Consider the following 17,585-nt stretch of genomic DNA (forward strand, 5'->3'; position numbering starts at 1 on the left):
GGGAGACGACGATATGGCAAACAAAATTTTAATTGTAGACGACGCCGCATTTATGCGCATGATGATTAAAGATATTTTGACGAAAAATGGATACGAGGTTGTCGCTGAAGCAGCTGATGGCGCCCAGGCGATCGAAAAATACCGGGAATACCGCCCCGATCTCGTCACAATGGATATCACCATGCCGGAAGTGGATGGTATCAGCGCACTGAAGGAAATTAAAAAAATCGATCCGAACGCAAAAGTCATCATGTGTTCGGCAATGGGGCAGCAGGCGATGGTCATTGACGCCATCCAGGCGGGCGCAAAAGACTTTATCGTAAAACCGTTCCAGGCTGACCGCGTCATTGAAGCAATTCAAAAAACATTGAGTTAAACCGGCAAGAAGGTGACAACAGTTTGCAAAGCCAATTTAGTAAAGGACTAACGTTTCTGGGCGTTCTCCTGTATTTATTATACGGGCTGTATACGCCCGGCTATGCCCATGCCGCTTCCTTTAACGGAAATGTAAAAGAATGCATTGATAATCCGAAACAATGCGAAAAACAACAAACGGACGCAAAAACATCATCCAAACAGTCCGGCAGCGGATCAGAATCGGCGAGCCCGGTGGTAACGATTTGGGATATTGCCAGGATGATTTTCGCACTTATCTTTGTCATTTGTTTATTATATGTTGTTTTAAAGTTTATAAACAAAAGAAGCCGATCCTATCAAAACAGCAAACTGATCCAGAACTTTGGAGGAACGCCTTTGGGCGGCAATAAATCCCTGCAAGTCGTAAAAGCGGGGCGCATGATTTTGATTTTGGGCGTAGGTGAGGATGTGCATCTCATAAAAGAAATCGACGACCAGGAAGAGGTCAAGACTTTTGTCGACCAATACAATCAAAAATTGGAACAGACTTTGGAGCCGAGGGATGTGGTCACAAAGCTTCTGAATTATTTGAAAAACAGGCAGAAAACGACAAAAGTGCAGACGCCATTCGGGGAATTGCTGAAATCGCAAATCCTTGCCATGAAGCAGGAGCGGGCGGCGGCGATGAAAGAGCTGGAACTAAAGGAGAAACGGAAAGATGAATGATTTGATGAACGCGTTGAGCAGCACTTCGGGGGACACGGTTTCCGTCTCCGTCAAAATCCTTTTATTGATGACCGTTCTTTCATTGGCACCGAGCATTCTGATATTGTTGACTTCATTTACGCGTATTGTCATTGTGCTGTCTTTTGTCCGGAGTTCGCTCGGCATGCAGACCGCCCCGCCGAACCAGATCATCATCGGGCTGGCGCTGTTTTTGACTTTTTTCATCATGGCTCCGACGTTTTCGCAGGTGAATAAAGAAGCCCTTACGCCGTTGTTTAAGGATAAAATAACGCTTGAGGAGGCGTACGACAAAGCGCAGGTGCCGTTTAAGGAATTTATGGCAAAACAGACCCGGCAGAAAGATCTGCAGCTGTTTTTGGATTATGCGCACGAGAAACAGCCAAAGTCGGTGCAGGATATCCCGATTACGACACTTGTTCCGGCTTTTGCCATCAGCGAGCTGAAAACGGCTTTTCAAATGGGGTTTATGATTTTTATCCCGTTTTTGGTGATCGATATGGTTGTGGCAAGTGTGCTGATGTCGATGGGGATGATGATGCTGCCGCCGGTTACCATCTCGCTTCCCTTTAAAATTTTGTTGTTTGTTCTTGTTGACGGCTGGTATCTCGTTGTGAAGTCGCTGCTTGAAAGTTTTTAAAGAAGGTGAATCATTTGAGTGAGGAAATGGTCATTTCGTTGGCTGAAAAAGGCGTCATGGTGACATTATTGGTCTGTGGGCCGCTGCTTTTGATCGCGCTTGTTGTCGGGGTGATCGTCAGCGTGTTCCAGGCTGCTACGCAAATTCAGGAACAAACATTGGCGTTTATCCCGAAAATTGTAGCGGTGCTGCTTGGCCTGATTTTATTGGGCCCTTGGATGCTGAGCCATATGCTTTCATACACGAAAGAAATTTTCACGAATTTAACCCAGTATATAGGTTAAAAGATGAACGAACTGATTCCGTCATTCAGCATCTTTTTGCTCGTCTTGGTCAGGGTGACGACATTCTTCATCATGATGCCTTTGTTTTCCAACCGGAGCGTGCCTACGCCGTTTCGGATCGGTCTCGGCTTTTTCATGTCGCTTATCATAGCTTATACGATCCACGTCCGGCCGTTTGACTTTTATGGATCCTATTTTCTGCTGATTATAAAAGAAGCGCTCGTCGGTTTGCTGATCGGCTTTGCCGCTTATTTGGTTATCTCAGCCATCCAAATGGCCGGCACATTTATTGATTTTCAAATGGGATTTTCGCTGGCCAATGTGATTGACCCGCATACAGCGGCGCAGACGTCGCTTACCAGTCAATATTTATACAGTTTTGCGCTGCTGCTCCTCCTTTCCTTAAATGGCCATCATTTAATTTTGGACGGCATTTATTACAGTTATCAGTTTATTCCGATTGACCAGCCTTGGATCCATCTGGGCTCTGCCAATCTTGCAAAATATTTGGCGCTTTTGCTGGCGCGGATTTTCTTGATCGCTTTTCAAATGTCAGCGCCGGTTGTCGCGATTCTCTTTTTGGTGGATGTTGCGTTTGGGATTGTGGCTAGGACTGTTCCGCAGCTGAATATTTTTGTGGCCGGTTTTCCGGTTAAGATCGCCGTTGGTTTTATTGTTATGGCTGCCACAATGGGCACAGTATATATCGTCGTGGAGCATTTGTTTGAAACGATGTTTTACACAATGCGCAATGTGATGGAGCTTTTGGGGGGATCTGCTTGAATTACCTCTGGCTGGATTTGCAGTTTTTTGCCGGTGAAAAAACAGAAAAAGCAACGCCAAAAAAACGGCAGGAAGCTCGGAAAAAAGGGCAGGCGGCGAAAAGCCAGGATGTGATAACGGCCATCAGCCTGCTCGCGGTGTTTCTGTTTTTATCTTTCGGTGCATCTTCTATCGGCGGCCCAATGATGGAACTTCTCCATTATTCGTTTACAAAATATATGCTGCAGGATGTTACTGAGCAAAGCATCCGCAAAATTTTCACAGAGATCGTAAAACAAATGGCTGCAATGCTTTTACCAATTATGGGGGTGGCGATGCTTGCCGGCGCTATCGGCAGCCTGGCACAGACTGGAATCCTTTTTACCGGAGAAGGACTGAGGCCAAACTTAAACAAAATCAATCCGGTTGCCGGCCTAAAGAGGATTTTTTCCATCCGGGCGCTTGTGGAATTATTAAAGTCGATTTTAAAAATGACTGTAATTGGGATTGTCGTCTTTGCCGTGCTGTGGATGAACATCTCGGAAGTTTCCGGGCTGTCGTTCAAGAGCGCGGGTGCAGCCTTGCAGTCCGTTGGGCATTTGACGCTTTCCATCGGCATCATCGCATCCATCGCTTTATTTGCGCTTGCCATTCTTGATTATTTGTACCAGCGCTTTGATTTTGAAAAAAATATCCGGATGTCAAAGCAGGAAATAAAGGAAGAATTTAAAACGACGGAAGGGGATCCGCTCATCAAATCAAAAATCCGGCAAAGGCAAAGGGAAATGGCGATGAGAAGGATGATGCAGGAAGTGCCGAATGCCGATGTCGTGATCACGAACCCGACCCATTTTGCCGTCTGCTTGCAATACGATGAAACGAAAAGCGATGCGCCCGTTGTGATTGCAAAAGGGGCGGATTTCCTGGCGCAAAAAATCAAGTCGATTGCAAAGGAACATGACATTGTCATGATGGAGAACCGCCCGCTGGCGAGGGCATTGTATGCGGAGGTTGAAGTGGGCGATGCGATCCCGGAACAGTTTTTCAAGGCTGTCGCCGAAATTTTGGCTTATGTTTATAAAATCAAGCATAAAATTTAAGTTTTTGCATGCTAGTTAGGAGAGAAAAAATGATGGGTGCAAGAGACCTACCCGTGGTCGCCGGCGTTATTTTAATTGTCACGATGCTGATCATTCCGTTTCCGACATGGGCATTAAGCTTTTTAATCATATGCAATATTTCTCTTGCATTATTGGTCCTCTTAATCTCAATGAATATGAAAGAGGCGCTCCAGTTTTCTGTCTTTCCGTCATTACTTTTGATTTTGACGCTATTCCGGCTTGGGTTGAACATTTCAACAACCCGTTCGATCCTGTCAAAGGGGAATGCCGGCGGGGTCATTGAAACATTTGGGTCATTTGTTGTAGGCGGAAATATCGTTGTCGGGCTTGTCGTCTTTTTAATTTTGATCATTATCCAATTTATCGTCATCACAAGAGGCGCCGAGCGGGTCGCCGAAGTGGCGGCGCGTTTTACGCTTGATGCGATGCCGGGTAAACAAATGAGCATTGATGCAGACCTGAATGCAGGCATGATCTCGGACCAGGAAGCGCGCGCCCGCAGGGAAAAGGTCAGCAGGGAAGCGGATTTTTACGGAGCAATGGACGGTGCCAGCAAATTTGTAAAAGGTGATGCGATCGCCAGCATCATCATCGTTTTAATCAATTTAATTTTCGGGATTATTATCGGGATGACACAGCTCGGCCTTTCCATCAGCGATGCCGCCAGCCAGTTTTCGCTGATGACGGTTGGCGACGGAATTGTAAGCCAAATTCCGGCACTACTAATCTCGACAGCAACCGGCATTGTGGTGACAAGGGCGGCTTCAGAAGGCAATCTTGGCCAGGATGTCATGGCGCAGATGCTGGCCTACCCGAAGATGCTGTATGTTGCGGGGGGAACCATTTTTCTGCTCGGGCTTTTTACGCCGATTAACGATTTTTTAACCATTCCTGTCGCAGCCGCCCTTGCTTTCGGAGGATACCGGCTCCAAAAAATACCGGATAAAGCGGGACAAGAAAGCGTTGAAGGGGCGGAAGAGCTGCAAACAGAAGAATTGAAAAGTCCTGAGAGTGTCATGAGTTTGCTTGATATTGACCCGATTGAATTCGAGTTTGGCTACGGGCTCATCCCGCTTGTGGACGTCAACCAGGGAGGGGATCTGCTTGACAGGATTGTCATGATCCGCCGTCAGCTTGCCATTGAGCTCGGGATTGTCATCCCGGTTGTGCGGATCCGCGACAATATCCAGCTTCAACCGAATGAATACCACTTGAAAATAAACGGGAATGTACTTGCAAAAGGAGAAATATTGCTTGACCATTATTTGGCGATGGCACCCGGCGAGGATGACGGCGCCATTGAAGGGATTGATACGGTGGAACCGGCATTCGGAATGCCAGCAAAATGGATTACGGAAGACCAAAAAGAACAGGCGGAGATGATGGGCTACACCGTGGTAGATCCGCCGAGCGTTGTATCCACCCATATTACCGAGACGATCCGGCAGAACGCCCACGAACTGCTTGGAAGGCAGGAAACAAAAGCCCTTGTGGACCATTTGAAAAAATCCTATCCGGTGTTAGTGGAGGAAGTCACGCCTAATCCGCTGTCGATCGGCGATATCCAAAAAGTTTTGGCAAAGCTGTTAAAAGAGAATGTTTCCATCCGCAAACTGCCGGTGATCTTTGAAACGCTGGCCGACTATGGTAAATTAACAACAGATACTGATCTGCTGACGGAATATGCCCGCCAAAGCTTGGCAAGGCAAATTACGGAGCAGTATGCAGCGGGCGGGCAGAATTTGAAAGTGATCACTGTATCGGGAAAAGTGGAAAAGCTCATTGCGGACGGCGTCCAGCATACGGAACACGGCAATTATCTTTCCATAGACCCGGCTGTCTCGCAAAAAATTGTTCAGTCAGTTACACAGCAGGTGGAGCGGGTATCCCTCACAGGAAGCGCGCCGGTTATTCTTTGTTCGCCTGCAGTCCGCATGTATTTGCGGCAAATGATAGAAAGATATTTTCCGCAGGTTCCGGTACTTTCCTATAATGAACTCGAAGCAAATGTTGAAGTACAAAGCGTAGGGTTGGTGAACATTGAATGAAGATAAAAAAATTTTTGGCGCCGAGTATGGCTGAAGCAATGAAACAAATCCGCCTTGAACTGGGGGACCAGGCGGTGATCCTGAATTCGAAAGTCGTTCACCGGAAAGGATTTCTAGGCTTCATGAAAAAGAGGAATATTGAAGTCATTGCTGCTGTTGATCCGGAAGCGGGAAAAAATAAACATGAAAAAGCGGCGCAGCCTGCCAAAACCAAGCCGGAGCAGCTGCAGCGGCCTCTCATTCCGACCGTTATGGAGCAAACGGCGCCTTACGCCGAAAAAGAAAGCCTGTATAAAGAAATTGCCGAATTGAAAAAGGTTGTGCATGAAATTTCCAAATTTGCCAATGCCACTTTCCAAAAATACCCGCTGCCCATCCAAACATTTTTAAACTGGTGCTCATCCCAGGGCTTGGATGATTCTTTTCTTTTGCCGGTCGGCGATTCGTTGCTGAAAAAGTGGGATGAAGCAAATGGTGAAGCGTCTGAAGAAGAGATTTTGCGGTGGGGAAAAGCGCTGATCCGAAAAAGGCTGTCCCGTTTTTCATACGGGCGGAGCCGGCAAAAATACGTGAATCTTATCGGCCCCACGGGTGTCGGCAAGACGACTACATTGGCAAAAATGGCGGCACAGGCCGTTTTGGACAAAAAAGAAAAAATTGCTTTTGTAACGACGGATACATACAGGATTGCGGCGATCGAACAGCTGAAAACATATGCAAATCTGCTGAACGTCCCACTCGAAGTCATATACAAACTGTCCGATTTCCAAAAAGCAATTGAAAAATTTGCCGATTTTGACCGTATTTTTATTGATACGGCGGGACGGAATTACAGGGAATTGCAATATGTCCGCGAGTTGGAAAATTTGATCGATTTCAATGCGGAAATGGAAACATTCCTGACTTTATCGCTGACGATGAAGGAGAAAGACATGCAAGATATTGTGGAAAGTTTTCAAAGCATCCGGATTGACCGGTTCATCTTCACGAAACTGGATGAAACGACGACATACGGGGCAGCTGTTAATTTAATGGAGCAGTATGAAATAGGCTGTGCCTATTTGACGAACGGCCAGGATGTCCCGGACGATATGCTTGAGGCATCACCGGAAATTTTTGTCGAATACTTATTTGGAGAGAAAGGCAAATGAGGGACCAGGCAGAACAGCTTCGTGCAAAACTAAAAATGCAGTATGGGCAGCCGGCGAAAACGTTTGCGGTTGCAAGCGGCAAGGGCGGTGTCGGAAAATCGAATATTTCGGTCAATATGGCGATGGCGCTTGCCAAACAGGGGAAGAAAGTGCTTTTATTTGATCTTGACATTGGCATGGGCAATATCCATGTGCTGCTCGGGCTTGATGCCCCGTATACCATTTCGGATTTTATCAACCGTGAAATGTCGCTTTCGGAAATTATGTGCAAAGGGCCAAACGGCATTTCCTATATTTCGGCGGGCAACGGGTTCGCAGAAATTATCCAAATGGAAGAAGCCGAGATTGAAAAACTCGTCAATGAACTTGAATTGCTACAATATGATTTTGATTACATTATTTTCGATATGGGGGCCGGTGCCGCGCCGGCAAGCCTGGAGATTTTGCTGTCGGCGGATGATATTTTTATCGTGACAACGCCGGAGCCAACCGCCATTACTGATGCTTATTCCATGATTAAATATATTTGCATGCAGCGGTTCGACTCGGCCCTTTATTTAATTTGCAATCGCGCCGAAAAGGAAAAAGACGGGATTTTGACATTAAACCGCCTTCAATATACGGTAAAGAAGTTTTTGCAAAAAGAAGTGGAAATTCTCGGGGTTGTGCCGGAAGATTCGAACGTCAAAAAAGCCGTTTCAAGGCAGCTGCCGTTTTACGATGCTTTTCCGCATTCATCTGCCGCTAAAAAAATTGATGCTTTGCTTGAAAGTTATTTAAACGGCAATTTCGAAAGGCCCACAACGCGAGCGTCCGTTTTTGTGCGAAAACTGAAAGGGCTTTGGCTGAAAAACTGAATGTGCCCGGCCCGATGTGTAAAAAACATTACCGGCCGGGAGACGGAAGTATTCATAAAATGACAGTTGTTGAAAAGTAGGGGGCAGTTTTTGTGAATACACAGAAAACAAATGGTAAAGAACCGGCAGAACGGATCCATCATCAAATGCCTGTACATTTTGCGAAGGAATCCCCGCAAAAAGAGCGGATGAACAACAAAAAAATTGTCTGTATCGGAACATCGACCGGGGGGCCGCGTGCGCTGCAAACCGTGCTTTCTTCTCTTCCGGAAAATTTGGAGGCGCCTGTCTTGATTGTCCAGCATATGCCTAGCGGATTCACGAAATCGCTTGCCAACCGTCTGAATACCATATGCAGCATGACAGTAAAAGAGGCAGAAGACGGCGAAATGCTGAAAAAGGGGGTTGCCTACATTGCGCCGGGGGATTTTCATATGATGATTGAAGAACAAGGCGGCCGGATTATGATCCGTCTCGATAAATCACCGCCTGTAAACGGGCACAGGCCGGCGGTCGATAAAACATTTGAGTCGGCCAGCCATTTGAAACATTATGAAAAAATTGCTGTGATCATGACCGGAATGGGTTCGGACGGGACAAAGGGGCTGATAGAATTAAAAAAACGCGGCAATGTCAGGGCCATTGCCGAATCAGAGGAAAGCTGCATTGTTTACGGTATGCCAAGAAGCGCGATCGCAACGAATCTAATTGATGAGATTGTACATCTTAACCATATTGCGGATGCGATCGTGAAATTTATATGTGAGTAAGGTGTGGTATAGATGGAAATGAGCCAATACTTAGAAGTTTTTATTGAAGAAAGCAAAGAACATATCCAGTCTTTAAATGAAAATTTGCTGAATTTGGAAAAGAATCCGCAAGACTTGGCGATTGTCAATGAAATTTTCCGGTCTGCGCATACGTTAAAAGGCATGTCGGCTACAATGGGCTTCGAAAATTTGGCCAATTTGACACATAAAATGGAAAACGTACTCGATGCGATCCGGAATGGAAAGCTGACCGTTACACCTTCCACTATTGATGTCATATTTACTGCGGTTGACCATCTGGAAGCGATGGTGGATTCCGTTGCGAATGGCGGGGACGGAAAATTGGATGTGAGTGAAACCATTGCCCGATTGCATGCGGTAGAAAACGGGGATAACGCAATTGGGGAGGATGAAAAAGAAGTATCCGTTCCCGTGGCGGAAAAACCGGAATCCAACGAAATCGTATATGATGAGTATAAGCAGACGGTCATTGTTCAATCCAGAGAACAAGGGTACAATTGCTACCAGTTTACGGTCCGGTTGCGCAACGACTGTCTGTTAAAAGCGGCACGTGTTTTTATGGTGTTCGATATTCTCGAAAAATGCGGGGAAATCATCCAGTCCAATCCGCCGGTAGACCAGCTTGAAGAAGAACAGTTTGACAAAGAATTTACGGTGACATTGATATCAAAAGAAGATCGGGAAGAGATCAGGCAAAAAATTTTAAAAGTTTCAGAGATCGAACAAGTCAATGCAAAAACAATTGTGATAGAATCAGAACAACAAAGCCGGGACAATAAGGCGGAACCGTCCCCCCCTCTTAGCAAAGAAAAGGCTACCGCTCTAAAGAAGAAGGAAAACAAAGGGCCGGTGCCTAATATAAAAGGAGCGCCCGCCAAAAAACATAAAAATACATCAAAGACGATCCGTGTGAATATCGAAAGGCTGGACAACCTGCTGAATTTATTCGAGGAACTTGTCATTGACCGCGGGCGGCTTGAACAAATTGCAAAGGAAGTCAACCATTCGGAATTAAATGAAACGGTTGAAAGGATGTCGCGCATTTCTAGTGATCTGCAAACCATTATTCTTAATATGCGGATGGTGCCGGTCGAAACAGTGTTTAACCGGTTCCCGAGGCTGGTCCGCCAATTGGCAAGGGACCTGCATAAAAAAATGAATCTTGAAATAATCGGTGCCGAAACGGAACTGGACCGCACCGTGATTGATGAAATCGGCGATCCGCTCGTCCATTTAATCCGCAATTCATGCGACCACGGTATTGAACTGCCGGAACAAAGATTAAAAGCTGGAAAGCCTGAGACGGGAACTATTACATTAAAAGCCTACCACAGCGGCAACCATGTTTTCATCGAAATTGAAGATGATGGGGCCGGCATTAACCGCGAAAAGGTATTGGAAAAAGCGATTCAAAAAGGCATTGTGAAAGAAGAAGAAGCGAACGCTTTGACGGACAGCCAGATTTTTAACCTGATTTTTGAATCCGGTTTTTCCACAGCCGATAAAATTTCGGATATTTCAGGGCGCGGTGTCGGTCTGGATGTTGTTAAATCAACCATTCAATCTTTGGGGGGATCGATTTCCGTCCATTCTGAGGAAGGGCGTGGTTCCATTTTTACGATCCAGCTTCCGCTGACATTGTCTATCATTTCCGTCATGCTGGTTGAAATTGGATCCGAAAAATATGCAGTGCCGCTTACTTCTATTGTAGAAACGGCAATTATCAAAAAGGACCAGATTTTAAATGCGCACCACCAAAAAGTGATCGATTTCCGGGGCAAAGTTGTGCCGCTTGTATTTTTGAATGAAGTATTTGAAGTAACGGATTCGAAGACAAGTGATGAATTGGTTTCCGTCCTGATCGTCCGCAAAGGGGAGAAAATGGCCGCCTTTGTTGTTGATTCATTTATCGGCCAGCAAGAAATTGTTTTAAAATCCTTGGGAAATTACTTAACGAATGTGTTTGCTATTTCAGGGGCAACGATACTCGGAGATGGCCAGGTTGCACTGATTATTGACTGCAACGTACTAATTAAATAAAAATGAGAGGTTTCCATCATTCGTCGTAAAAGGCTATCGGTTGAGATAAGGAAGAAACGGTGCGAACGATCCGATGCCCTCTTGCCGCAGAATGCAATAAATCTTCAACGAAAGGGTCCGAAGAAGGCTAAGCAAATTCTATCCCCTAAAAGAAAGAGGTTGATAGTATTGGAGAAAGTGATCGTATTCCAATTAAACGATAAAGAATATGCCCTGCCGGTGAAGCAGGTGCTGTCCATCGAAAAACTGCAGCATATTACGAGGGTGCCGCTGACCGCGCCTTTTGTGCTCGGTGTGATGAATCTGCGGGGCGTGATCGTTCCGGTAATTGATTTGAAAAAACGGTTCGGAATGGAAGAAGACGATGAAGCCGGAAGCATCCGGGACAGCAAATTGATTATTGTCCGGATTTCGGATATTGAAGTGGGCCTTCTCGTTGATGAGGCAACTGATGTCCTTGATTTAAATGAGGATACGGTCGAACCAGAGCCCGAAGTGGTCAACAGCAGCAAAGAAGAATTTATTTCCGGTGTGGCGAATTTGGATCAGAGGCTCTTGATGCTGCTTGATTTAGAAAAAATTTTAATGCCAATATAATAGAGGTATTTCTATATGGATATCAAAAATAAAATCACATCACTCCACTTGGATGTTTTAAAAGAGATTGGGAACATTGGGGCAGGGCATGCGGCAACATCCCTCTCCAGACTGCTGCATAAAAAAATTGATATGAAAGTGCCAGACGTCCATATCGCCTCTTTTGAAGAAATTATGGAGCTGATCGGCGGGGCGGAAATCGTTGTGGTGAGCGTATTTTTGCGGATTGAAGGCGATGCGCCTGGCAATATCTTTTTCATTGTGCCGGTTGCCCAGGGGGAAAGATTTATTAAAGAAATGATCGGGGATCCTGCGTTTTCGTTCGACAAACCGCCGTACCCCGAATTAGGGTTGTCAGCCATGCTGGAATTGGGGAATATTTTGTCGGGGTCTTATTTGACTGCACTTTCCGATTTTACGCATCTCGATATGTTTCCGTCTGTCCCGGCCCTCAGCATCGATATGTTCGGATCCATTATCAGCTATGGGCTGATCGAGCTTTCCCAGGTCAGCGACTATGCGATCGTGATTGATACGGTATTAAGCGACGAACAAGCGTCCAGTTCTGATGTGAAAGGCCACTTTTTCCTTTTCCCGGATCCGGGATCTTATGAAATCCTTCTCCGTTCCTTAAGAGTTGAACTCGATGGATAGCCGGCCGGAAATCATAAAAGTGGGCATTGCCGAAATGAAGATTGTAACGGCGCCTGGCCTTATCAGGACGACCGGGCTTGGTTCGTGTGTAGGCGTTATTTTATATGATCTGCCTGCTAAAACTGCCGGGCTTGCGCATATCATGCTGCCGTCTTCGTTAATTGCAAGGAATTCTGAGCATATTAATAAGGCAAAGTTTGCGGATACCGCCATCGAAGAGTTGATTGGCAGGCTCCTGCGCGCCGGCTGCAGCGCACATCGGCTGCTTGCAAAGATTGCGGGCGGGGCCGAGATGTTTTCCTTTTCTTCCATGAATGAAGCCATGCGGATCGGTCCCCGTAATGTGGAAGCTGTAAAAAAAGAGCTGAAGGAAAACCACATCAAGCTTGTGGCAGAAGATACAGGCGGAAAAAGTGGGCGCACGATCGAATTCAATCCTGAAACGGCGGTGTTGACCGTCAAAACTGTCAATCATGGGGTCATAGATATATAAAGAAGGAACGGACGTTTACGTTTTTGATGGCCCTATTTTTGGCTTTGCGATTCACCAATAAAGGCAACAAGGAGGGATGGCCGCATGGCAGAACCAGTACAGCAAGAAGAACAGAAGTATTGGGATTTGTGGGTGCGCTGCCGGGACCCGAAAGCCGGGGATGCCCTCGTGAAAAAATATATGCCGCTCGTTTCTTACCATGTCCAAAGGATTGCTGCCGGACTTCCCCGCAATGTATCGAAAGATGATTTGAAAAGCCTTGGAATGTTCGGACTCTTGGATTCTTTGAACAAATTTGATCCTTCACGTGAGCTGAAATTTGATACATATGCTTCTTTCCGCATCCGCGGTGCTATTTTGGATGGTTTAAGAAAAGAAGATTGGCTGTCAAGAGGAACGAGGGAAAAAGCAAAAAAAATTGAAAGTACGATCGAAAAGCTTGAGCAAAAATATATGCGCCCGGTTTCCCCAAAAGAAATTGCTTCCGAATTGGGGATGAAAGAGGAAGAGGTATATACAACAATGAATGAACAATTTTTTGCCAATGTGCTGTCCATTGAAGAAATCGGAACCGATTACGAAGAAGGCGAAACCGCATCCCCATTCGGCTTAAAGGACCAAAATGCCAACCAGCCGGAAGCCGAATTGGTAAAAAAAGAGACAGTGAAGGAATTGGCAGAAGTGATCCGGACACTGTCGGAAAAAGAGCAGCTCGTGTTAAGCCTCTTTTACCACGAAGAATGCACGCTTACGGAAATCGGCGAAATCCTGGGTCTGTCAACTTCCCGAATTTCCCAAATCCACTCGAAGGCCATTTATAAATTGAGGAATACTTTGGAAAAAAAGCTGCTTCCATAATGGAAATATACCGCCGGTCGGCCGCAATGGAGGGGGTGAAGAAACTTGGTTGCTTTTTTACTGGCATTATCTTTCCTTCTGAATGTACTCTCCATTTTTGCTATTATTTTGCTGTATTTGCGGCAAAACCGCACAGTACAGGCTGAAGAAAACTATAATAAAATGGTGAAGGAAATTGAAGAAATTTTTGCAGCGTATCTCTTGGAAATGAAAGAAGAAAATGATGCCTTTATCCGGAAAGTAAAGGCTGCCCGAACTGCAGACACCGGATCTCCACGGGCGGAAGGAAGCGTAAAACAAAATGAGCCGCCGGGCGCGGACGGGAAAATCGCCGAAGTGAAATCAGAAGCTTTTGTGCGTGCTGTTGCGGGCCGCGCATACCGTAAAGCGGCAGAACCGCCGCTTTCGGAAAATATGGAGCAGGAAGGGCAGGATGACTACCTGTTTCCTGAAAGCCCTGAAGAAGAAACAAGCCTTTTCCAGAAAGTGAATGAATTGCAAAAGATCGGGTATAACGTAGAAGAAATTGCCCAAAAATTAAATATAGGCAGGACGGAAATTGAATTGCTGTTAAAATTTCACTCCGGCCTGGAATAAAGCTTGATAGGCATTTTTATTTATGTTATAGTAATTGTCGGTGTTATCACACACGCTTCATGATTTGAAGGACGGTGCTGCATTTGCAGTCTCCTTTTGAAAAGGATTGAGGCGGAGGAAAATAAAACCATAGGAGGAAAACAAATGTCAGTCATTTCAATGAAACAATTACTTGAAGCTGGTGTACACTTTGGTCACCAAACGCGCCGTTGGAACCCGAAAATGAAGAAGTATATTTTCACTGAGCGCAACGGCATCTACATTATCGACCTTCAAAAAACGGTAAAGAAAGTTGAAGAGGCCTACAACTTTGTAAAAGAACTTGCCGAAAATGGTGGAACCATTCTTTTCGTCGGGACAAAAAAACAAGCCCAGGAATCCGTGAAGGATGAAGCGGAACGTTCCGGTATGTACTATGTAAACCACCGCTGGTTAGGCGGAACGTTGACAAACTTCGAAACGATCCAAAAACGCATTGACCGTTTAAAACAAATCGAAAAAATGGAAGAAGACGGCACTTTTGATGTCCTTCCGAAAAAAGAAGTTGTCCAGCTGAAAAAAGAACATGACCGTTTGGTAAAATTCCTCGGCGGCATTAAAGATATGAAGAACCTGCCGGATGCTTTGTTCGTGATCGATCCGCGCAAAGAACGCATCGCGGTTGCGGAAGCAAGAAAATTAAACATTCCGATTATCGGGATTGTTGACACAAACTGCGACCCTGATGAAATTGATTATGTCATTCCGGCAAACGATGATGCGATCCGTGCGGTGAAACTGCTGACAAGCAAAATGGCAGATGCCATCGTTGAAGCAAGGCAGGGTGAAGAAGATGCCGGTGAAGTTCCGGTTGAAACAGCAGAGTCGGCCGAAACGGCAGAAACTGAAGAATCGACTGTTGAAGCCTAAAATTAGTATCCCGATCGCGGGCCATTATAAAGCCGCATCTTATCTATAACATCCTAAAGAAAGGTGATAAGGAGGTTTCGTGCTTATCACCTTTTTTTAAGGGAACGAATTACATAATATTTAAGGAGGAAATCCCATGGCAATTACTGCTCAAATGGTTAAAGAACTTCGTGAAAAAACCGGCGCCGGCATGATGGACTGCAAAAAAGCGCTGACAGAAACAAACGGCGATATGGAAAAAGCCATCGACTATCTCCGTGAGAAAGGGATCGCAAAAGCTGCGAAAAAAGCGGATCGTATCGCTGCAGAAGGAACCACATATGTATTGAGCCAAGGCAATGATGCCGTTATTTTGGAAGTGAACGCAGAAACGGACTTTGTGGCGAAAAACGCAGAATTCCAAAACCTTGTAAAAGAAATCGCTGCGCATTTGCTGGCAACCAAACCGGCCGATTTGGATGCGGCTTTGAATTCCAAAATGGCTAACGGTTCTACTGTCAACGAATTCATAACACAGGCGATTTCCAAAATTGGCGAAAAAATCTCCCTTCGCCGCTTTGCCTTTAAAGCAAAATCGGATAACGGCGCATTTGGTGAATACCTCCATATGGGTGGCCGAATCGGCGTGCTTGTTGTTCTTGAAGGCACTACAGATGCCGGAGTCGCAAAAGACGTTGCCCTTCACGTTGCCGCGATGAACCCGAAATATGTTTCCCGCAACCAGGTTTCGGAAGAGGAAGTTGCTCATGAACGGGAAGTATTGAAGCAGCAGGCATTAAATGAAGGCAAGCCGGAAAAAATTGTCGAAAAGATGGTGGAAGGCCGCCTGAAAAAATACTTCGAAGAAATTTGTGTTGTCGACCAGGCATTTGTTAAAAATCCGGATCAAACTGTAGGCCAATATGTTGCTTCCCACAATGCAAAAATCGCGGAATTTGTGCGCTATGAAGTGGGCGAAGGCATTGAAAAACGCCAGGAAAACTTTGCCGAAGAAGTCATGAACCAAATTAAGAAAAACTAAAACAATGGAAAAAGGGGGACACACAGTGTTCCTCTTTTTAAAAAATTTAACTGTTTGTGCTTGCGAAAGTTTTCCTCACTTATGTGGGAAAAGCGGGCAACATGGGAAATACATGCATTATACATACAAAATGAACTGGAGGTTTAAAATGCTTACCCCTAAATACAAACGTGTTGTTTTAAAATTAAGTGGTGAGGCTTTGGCCGGAGAGCAGGGGTTTGGAATACATCCGACTGTCATCCAATCTGTTGCGCAGCAGGTAAAGGAAATCGTAGAACTAGGCGTTGAAGTGGCGGTCGTTGTCGGTGGCGGCAATATTTGGCGCGGCAAGATCGGCAGTCAAATGGGCATGGACAGGGCGACTGCTGATTATATGGGCATGCTGGCAACTGTCATGAACGCGTTGGCACTGCAGGACAGTCTCGAACAAAGCGGCGTTGAAACGCGTGTGCAAACTTCCATTGATATGCGCCAGGTGGCCGAGCCTTATATCAGAAGGCGGGCAATCCGGCATTTGGAAAAAGGGCGCGTTGTCATTTTTGCTGCAGGTACGGGCAACCCTTATTTTTCGACGGATACGACCGCTGCACTGCGGGCAGCCGAAATTGAAGCCGACGTCATATTAATGGCAAAAAATAATGTGGATGGGGTATATTCTGCCGATCCGAAATTGGATAAAAATGCCGTAAAATATGATGAGCTATCCTACCTGGACGTCATCAAAGAAGGGCTGGCCGTTATGGATTCAACTGCTTCATCTCTATGTATGGACAATGACATCCCACTTATAGTATTCTCAATTATGGAAGAAGGAAATATAAAACGCGCCGTCATGGGTGAAACCATCGGGACAATCGTTAGGGGGAAAGCATAATGACAAAGCAGGTCATTGATACGGCAAATGATAAAATGACAAAAGCAATTCAAGCTTTTCATCGCGAACTCAGTTCAATCCGTGCTGGCCGGGCAAACGCATCGCTGCTCGATAAAATCACGATAGCTTACTACGGAGCCCAGACGCCTGTTAACCAGCTTGCGTCCATTTCCGTTCCGGAAGCACGCCTTATGGTGGTGCAGCCGTACGATAAGACTGTACTCGGCGAAATCGAAAAAGCAATCTTAAAATCGGACCTCGGCCTGACACCGAACAATGACGGATCTGTCATCCGGCTTACGATCCCTCCACTGACGGAAGAGAGAAGAAAAGAACTGGTCAAATTGGTTAAAAAAGAAGCGGAAGAAGCGAAAGTCGCGGTCCGCAATATCCGCCGTGATGCAAACGATGAGCTGAAAAAACTCGAGAAAAACGGTGAAATTACGGAAGATGAACACCGCGGATTTGCGGATGATGTGCAAAAAATTACGGACCAACATATCAAAAAAATTGATAAAATCACAAAAACAAAAGAACAGGAAATCATGGAAGTCTGAAATCAGGCAAAAACTTCCATTGGCGCTTCGCCGGTGGAAGTTTTTTGTTCATACCACTGCCAAAAGCACGCCGGTAGCAGCAAAACAGATGATGGCCGCAAGTCCACTGTACAATGAAATTTTCGTGCGGCTTTCCCGTTGCTCTTTTGTTTCTAAAAAAATCATTTGCCCTTTGCCGGTCCCCACCTGCCCATGCCCTCCAAAAATGCAAAGGCCGGAAAATGAGAAGA

At 45.7% G+C, this 17,585-nt stretch carries 21 protein-coding genes; 20 read left to right on the forward strand and 1 reads right to left on the reverse strand.

Annotated features, from left to right (window positions below; genetic code table 11):
* Window positions 1-13: 13 nt before the first annotated feature.
* From BpJC4_RS00515 to frr, 20 genes are all read left to right on the forward strand, one after another.
* Entirely contained in the window at window positions 14-376 is a 363-nt protein-coding gene (locus BpJC4_RS00515) for a response regulator (protein ID WP_151679143.1), read from the forward strand.
* Window positions 377-399: 23 nt separating this feature from the next.
* Complete coding sequence (locus tag BpJC4_RS00520; protein ID WP_151697409.1) at window positions 400-1,083, forward strand: flagellar biosynthetic protein FliO; 684 nt, start codon at window positions 400-402, stop codon at window positions 1,081-1,083.
* Window positions 1,076-1,741 (forward strand): flagellar type III secretion system pore protein FliP, encoded by a 666-nt coding sequence (fliP, locus tag BpJC4_RS00525; RefSeq protein WP_151679145.1) that lies wholly within the window; start codon window positions 1,076-1,078, stop codon window positions 1,739-1,741. Before BpJC4_RS00520 ends, fliP begins: the two co-directional genes overlap by 8 nt.
* A gap of 14 nt (window positions 1,742-1,755) precedes the next feature.
* Window positions 1,756-2,025, forward strand: coding sequence for a flagellar biosynthesis protein FliQ (gene fliQ / locus BpJC4_RS00530; protein ID WP_151679146.1), 270 nt, complete (start codon window positions 1,756-1,758; stop codon window positions 2,023-2,025).
* 3 nt (window positions 2,026-2,028) lie between these two features.
* Window positions 2,029-2,808 (forward strand): flagellar biosynthetic protein FliR, encoded by a 780-nt coding sequence (gene fliR, locus BpJC4_RS00535; RefSeq protein ID WP_151697410.1) that lies wholly within the window; start codon window positions 2,029-2,031, stop codon window positions 2,806-2,808.
* Window positions 2,805-3,887 carry a flagellar biosynthesis protein FlhB gene (flhB, locus tag BpJC4_RS00540; RefSeq protein ID WP_151697411.1) on the forward strand — a complete coding sequence of 361 codons (1,083 nt, stop codon included), beginning with the start codon at window positions 2,805-2,807 and terminating at the stop codon, window positions 3,885-3,887. The genes fliR and flhB overlap by 4 nt, the downstream gene beginning before the upstream one ends.
* A gap of 32 nt (window positions 3,888-3,919) precedes the next feature.
* A complete protein-coding gene (flhA, locus tag BpJC4_RS00545) occupies window positions 3,920-5,956 on the forward strand; it encodes a flagellar biosynthesis protein FlhA (RefSeq protein ID WP_151697412.1) in 2,037 nt (678 codons plus the stop codon).
* Window positions 5,953-7,107 (forward strand): flagellar biosynthesis GTPase FlhF, encoded by a 1,155-nt coding sequence (flhF, locus tag BpJC4_RS00550; protein WP_151679149.1) that lies wholly within the window; start codon window positions 5,953-5,955, stop codon window positions 7,105-7,107. The genes flhA and flhF overlap by 4 nt, the downstream gene beginning before the upstream one ends.
* Complete coding sequence (locus tag BpJC4_RS00555) at window positions 7,104-7,964, forward strand: MinD/ParA family protein (RefSeq protein ID WP_151679150.1); 861 nt, start codon at window positions 7,104-7,106, stop codon at window positions 7,962-7,964. Before flhF ends, BpJC4_RS00555 begins: the two co-directional genes overlap by 4 nt.
* A gap of 92 nt (window positions 7,965-8,056) precedes the next feature.
* Window positions 8,057-8,734, forward strand: coding sequence for a CheB methylesterase domain-containing protein (locus tag BpJC4_RS00560; protein ID WP_308689559.1), 678 nt, complete (start codon window positions 8,057-8,059; stop codon window positions 8,732-8,734).
* A gap of 12 nt (window positions 8,735-8,746) precedes the next feature.
* On the forward strand, window positions 8,747-10,795 hold the full coding sequence (locus BpJC4_RS00565) for a chemotaxis protein CheA (RefSeq protein WP_151679151.1): 2,049 nt from the start codon (window positions 8,747-8,749) through the stop codon (window positions 10,793-10,795).
* Window positions 10,796-10,963: 168 nt separating this feature from the next.
* The gene (locus BpJC4_RS00570) at window positions 10,964-11,392 is read left to right on the forward strand and encodes a chemotaxis protein CheW (RefSeq protein WP_151679152.1); all 429 of its coding nucleotides are present in this window, start codon (window positions 10,964-10,966) and stop codon (window positions 11,390-11,392) included.
* A gap of 15 nt (window positions 11,393-11,407) precedes the next feature.
* Window positions 11,408-12,046, forward strand: coding sequence for a chemotaxis protein CheC (locus tag BpJC4_RS00575; protein ID WP_151679153.1), 639 nt, complete (start codon window positions 11,408-11,410; stop codon window positions 12,044-12,046).
* Entirely contained in the window at window positions 12,039-12,539 is a 501-nt protein-coding gene (locus BpJC4_RS00580) for a chemotaxis protein CheD (protein ID WP_151679154.1), read from the forward strand. Before BpJC4_RS00575 ends, BpJC4_RS00580 begins: the two co-directional genes overlap by 8 nt.
* Before the next feature lie 84 nt (window positions 12,540-12,623).
* The gene (locus BpJC4_RS00585) at window positions 12,624-13,397 is read left to right on the forward strand and encodes a FliA/WhiG family RNA polymerase sigma factor (protein WP_151697413.1); all 774 of its coding nucleotides are present in this window, start codon (window positions 12,624-12,626) and stop codon (window positions 13,395-13,397) included.
* A gap of 45 nt (window positions 13,398-13,442) precedes the next feature.
* Window positions 13,443-13,994 carry a hypothetical protein gene (locus BpJC4_RS00590; RefSeq protein WP_151679156.1) on the forward strand — a complete coding sequence of 184 codons (552 nt, stop codon included), beginning with the start codon at window positions 13,443-13,445 and terminating at the stop codon, window positions 13,992-13,994.
* A gap of 144 nt (window positions 13,995-14,138) precedes the next feature.
* A complete protein-coding gene (gene rpsB, locus BpJC4_RS00595; protein WP_151679157.1) occupies window positions 14,139-14,903 on the forward strand; it encodes a 30S ribosomal protein S2 in 765 nt (254 codons plus the stop codon).
* Between the two features lie 136 nt (window positions 14,904-15,039).
* Complete coding sequence (tsf, locus tag BpJC4_RS00600; protein WP_151679158.1) at window positions 15,040-15,924, forward strand: translation elongation factor Ts; 885 nt, start codon at window positions 15,040-15,042, stop codon at window positions 15,922-15,924.
* A 148-nt stretch (window positions 15,925-16,072) separates the two neighbouring features.
* The gene (pyrH, locus tag BpJC4_RS00605; RefSeq protein ID WP_151679159.1) at window positions 16,073-16,798 is read left to right on the forward strand and encodes a UMP kinase; all 726 of its coding nucleotides are present in this window, start codon (window positions 16,073-16,075) and stop codon (window positions 16,796-16,798) included.
* Window positions 16,798-17,355 carry a ribosome recycling factor gene (frr, locus tag BpJC4_RS00610; RefSeq protein WP_151679160.1) on the forward strand — a complete coding sequence of 186 codons (558 nt, stop codon included), beginning with the start codon at window positions 16,798-16,800 and terminating at the stop codon, window positions 17,353-17,355. The genes pyrH and frr overlap by 1 nt, the downstream gene beginning before the upstream one ends.
* A gap of 48 nt (window positions 17,356-17,403) precedes the next feature.
* Here the strand turns inward: frr and BpJC4_RS15985 are convergent, their stop codons facing one another.
* On the reverse strand, window positions 17,404-17,541 hold the full coding sequence (locus BpJC4_RS15985; protein WP_172967426.1) for a hypothetical protein: 138 nt from the start codon (window positions 17,539-17,541) through the stop codon (window positions 17,404-17,406).
* Window positions 17,542-17,585: the final 44 nt, after the last annotated feature.

Source organism: Weizmannia acidilactici (genome assembly GCF_008974185.1).
Taxonomy (GTDB): domain Bacteria; phylum Bacillota; class Bacilli; order Bacillales; family Bacillaceae_C; genus Weizmannia; species Weizmannia acidilactici.

Bases quoted from the DNA above. Each gene is read 5' to 3' on its own strand.
- BpJC4_RS00555 (WP_151679150.1), top strand. From the start codon at position 7,104: ATGAGGGACCAGGCAGAACAGCTTCGTGCAAAACTAAAAATGCAGTAT.
- BpJC4_RS00565 (WP_151679151.1), top strand. From the start codon at position 8,747: ATGGAAATGAGCCAATACTTAGAAGTTTTTATTGAAGAAAGCAAAGAA.
- BpJC4_RS00575 (WP_151679153.1), top strand. From the start codon at position 11,408: ATGGATATCAAAAATAAAATCACATCACTCCACTTGGATGTTTTAAAA.
- BpJC4_RS00515 (WP_151679143.1), top strand. From the start codon at position 14: ATGGCAAACAAAATTTTAATTGTAGACGACGCCGCATTTATGCGCATG.
- frr (WP_151679160.1), top strand. From the start codon at position 16,798: ATGACAAAGCAGGTCATTGATACGGCAAATGATAAAATGACAAAAGCA.
- BpJC4_RS00585 (WP_151697413.1), top strand. From the start codon at position 12,624: ATGGCAGAACCAGTACAGCAAGAAGAACAGAAGTATTGGGATTTGTGG.
- fliP (WP_151679145.1), top strand. From the start codon at position 1,076: ATGAATGATTTGATGAACGCGTTGAGCAGCACTTCGGGGGACACGGTT.
- flhF (WP_151679149.1), top strand. From the start codon at position 5,953: ATGAAGATAAAAAAATTTTTGGCGCCGAGTATGGCTGAAGCAATGAAA.
- fliR (WP_151697410.1), top strand. From the start codon at position 2,029: ATGAACGAACTGATTCCGTCATTCAGCATCTTTTTGCTCGTCTTGGTC.
- rpsB (WP_151679157.1), top strand. From the start codon at position 14,139: ATGTCAGTCATTTCAATGAAACAATTACTTGAAGCTGGTGTACACTTT.
- pyrH (WP_151679159.1), top strand. From the start codon at position 16,073: ATGCTTACCCCTAAATACAAACGTGTTGTTTTAAAATTAAGTGGTGAG.
- BpJC4_RS00580 (WP_151679154.1), top strand. From the start codon at position 12,039: ATGGATAGCCGGCCGGAAATCATAAAAGTGGGCATTGCCGAAATGAAG.
- flhA (WP_151697412.1), top strand. From the start codon at position 3,920: ATGGGTGCAAGAGACCTACCCGTGGTCGCCGGCGTTATTTTAATTGTC.
- tsf (WP_151679158.1), top strand. From the start codon at position 15,040: ATGGCAATTACTGCTCAAATGGTTAAAGAACTTCGTGAAAAAACCGGC.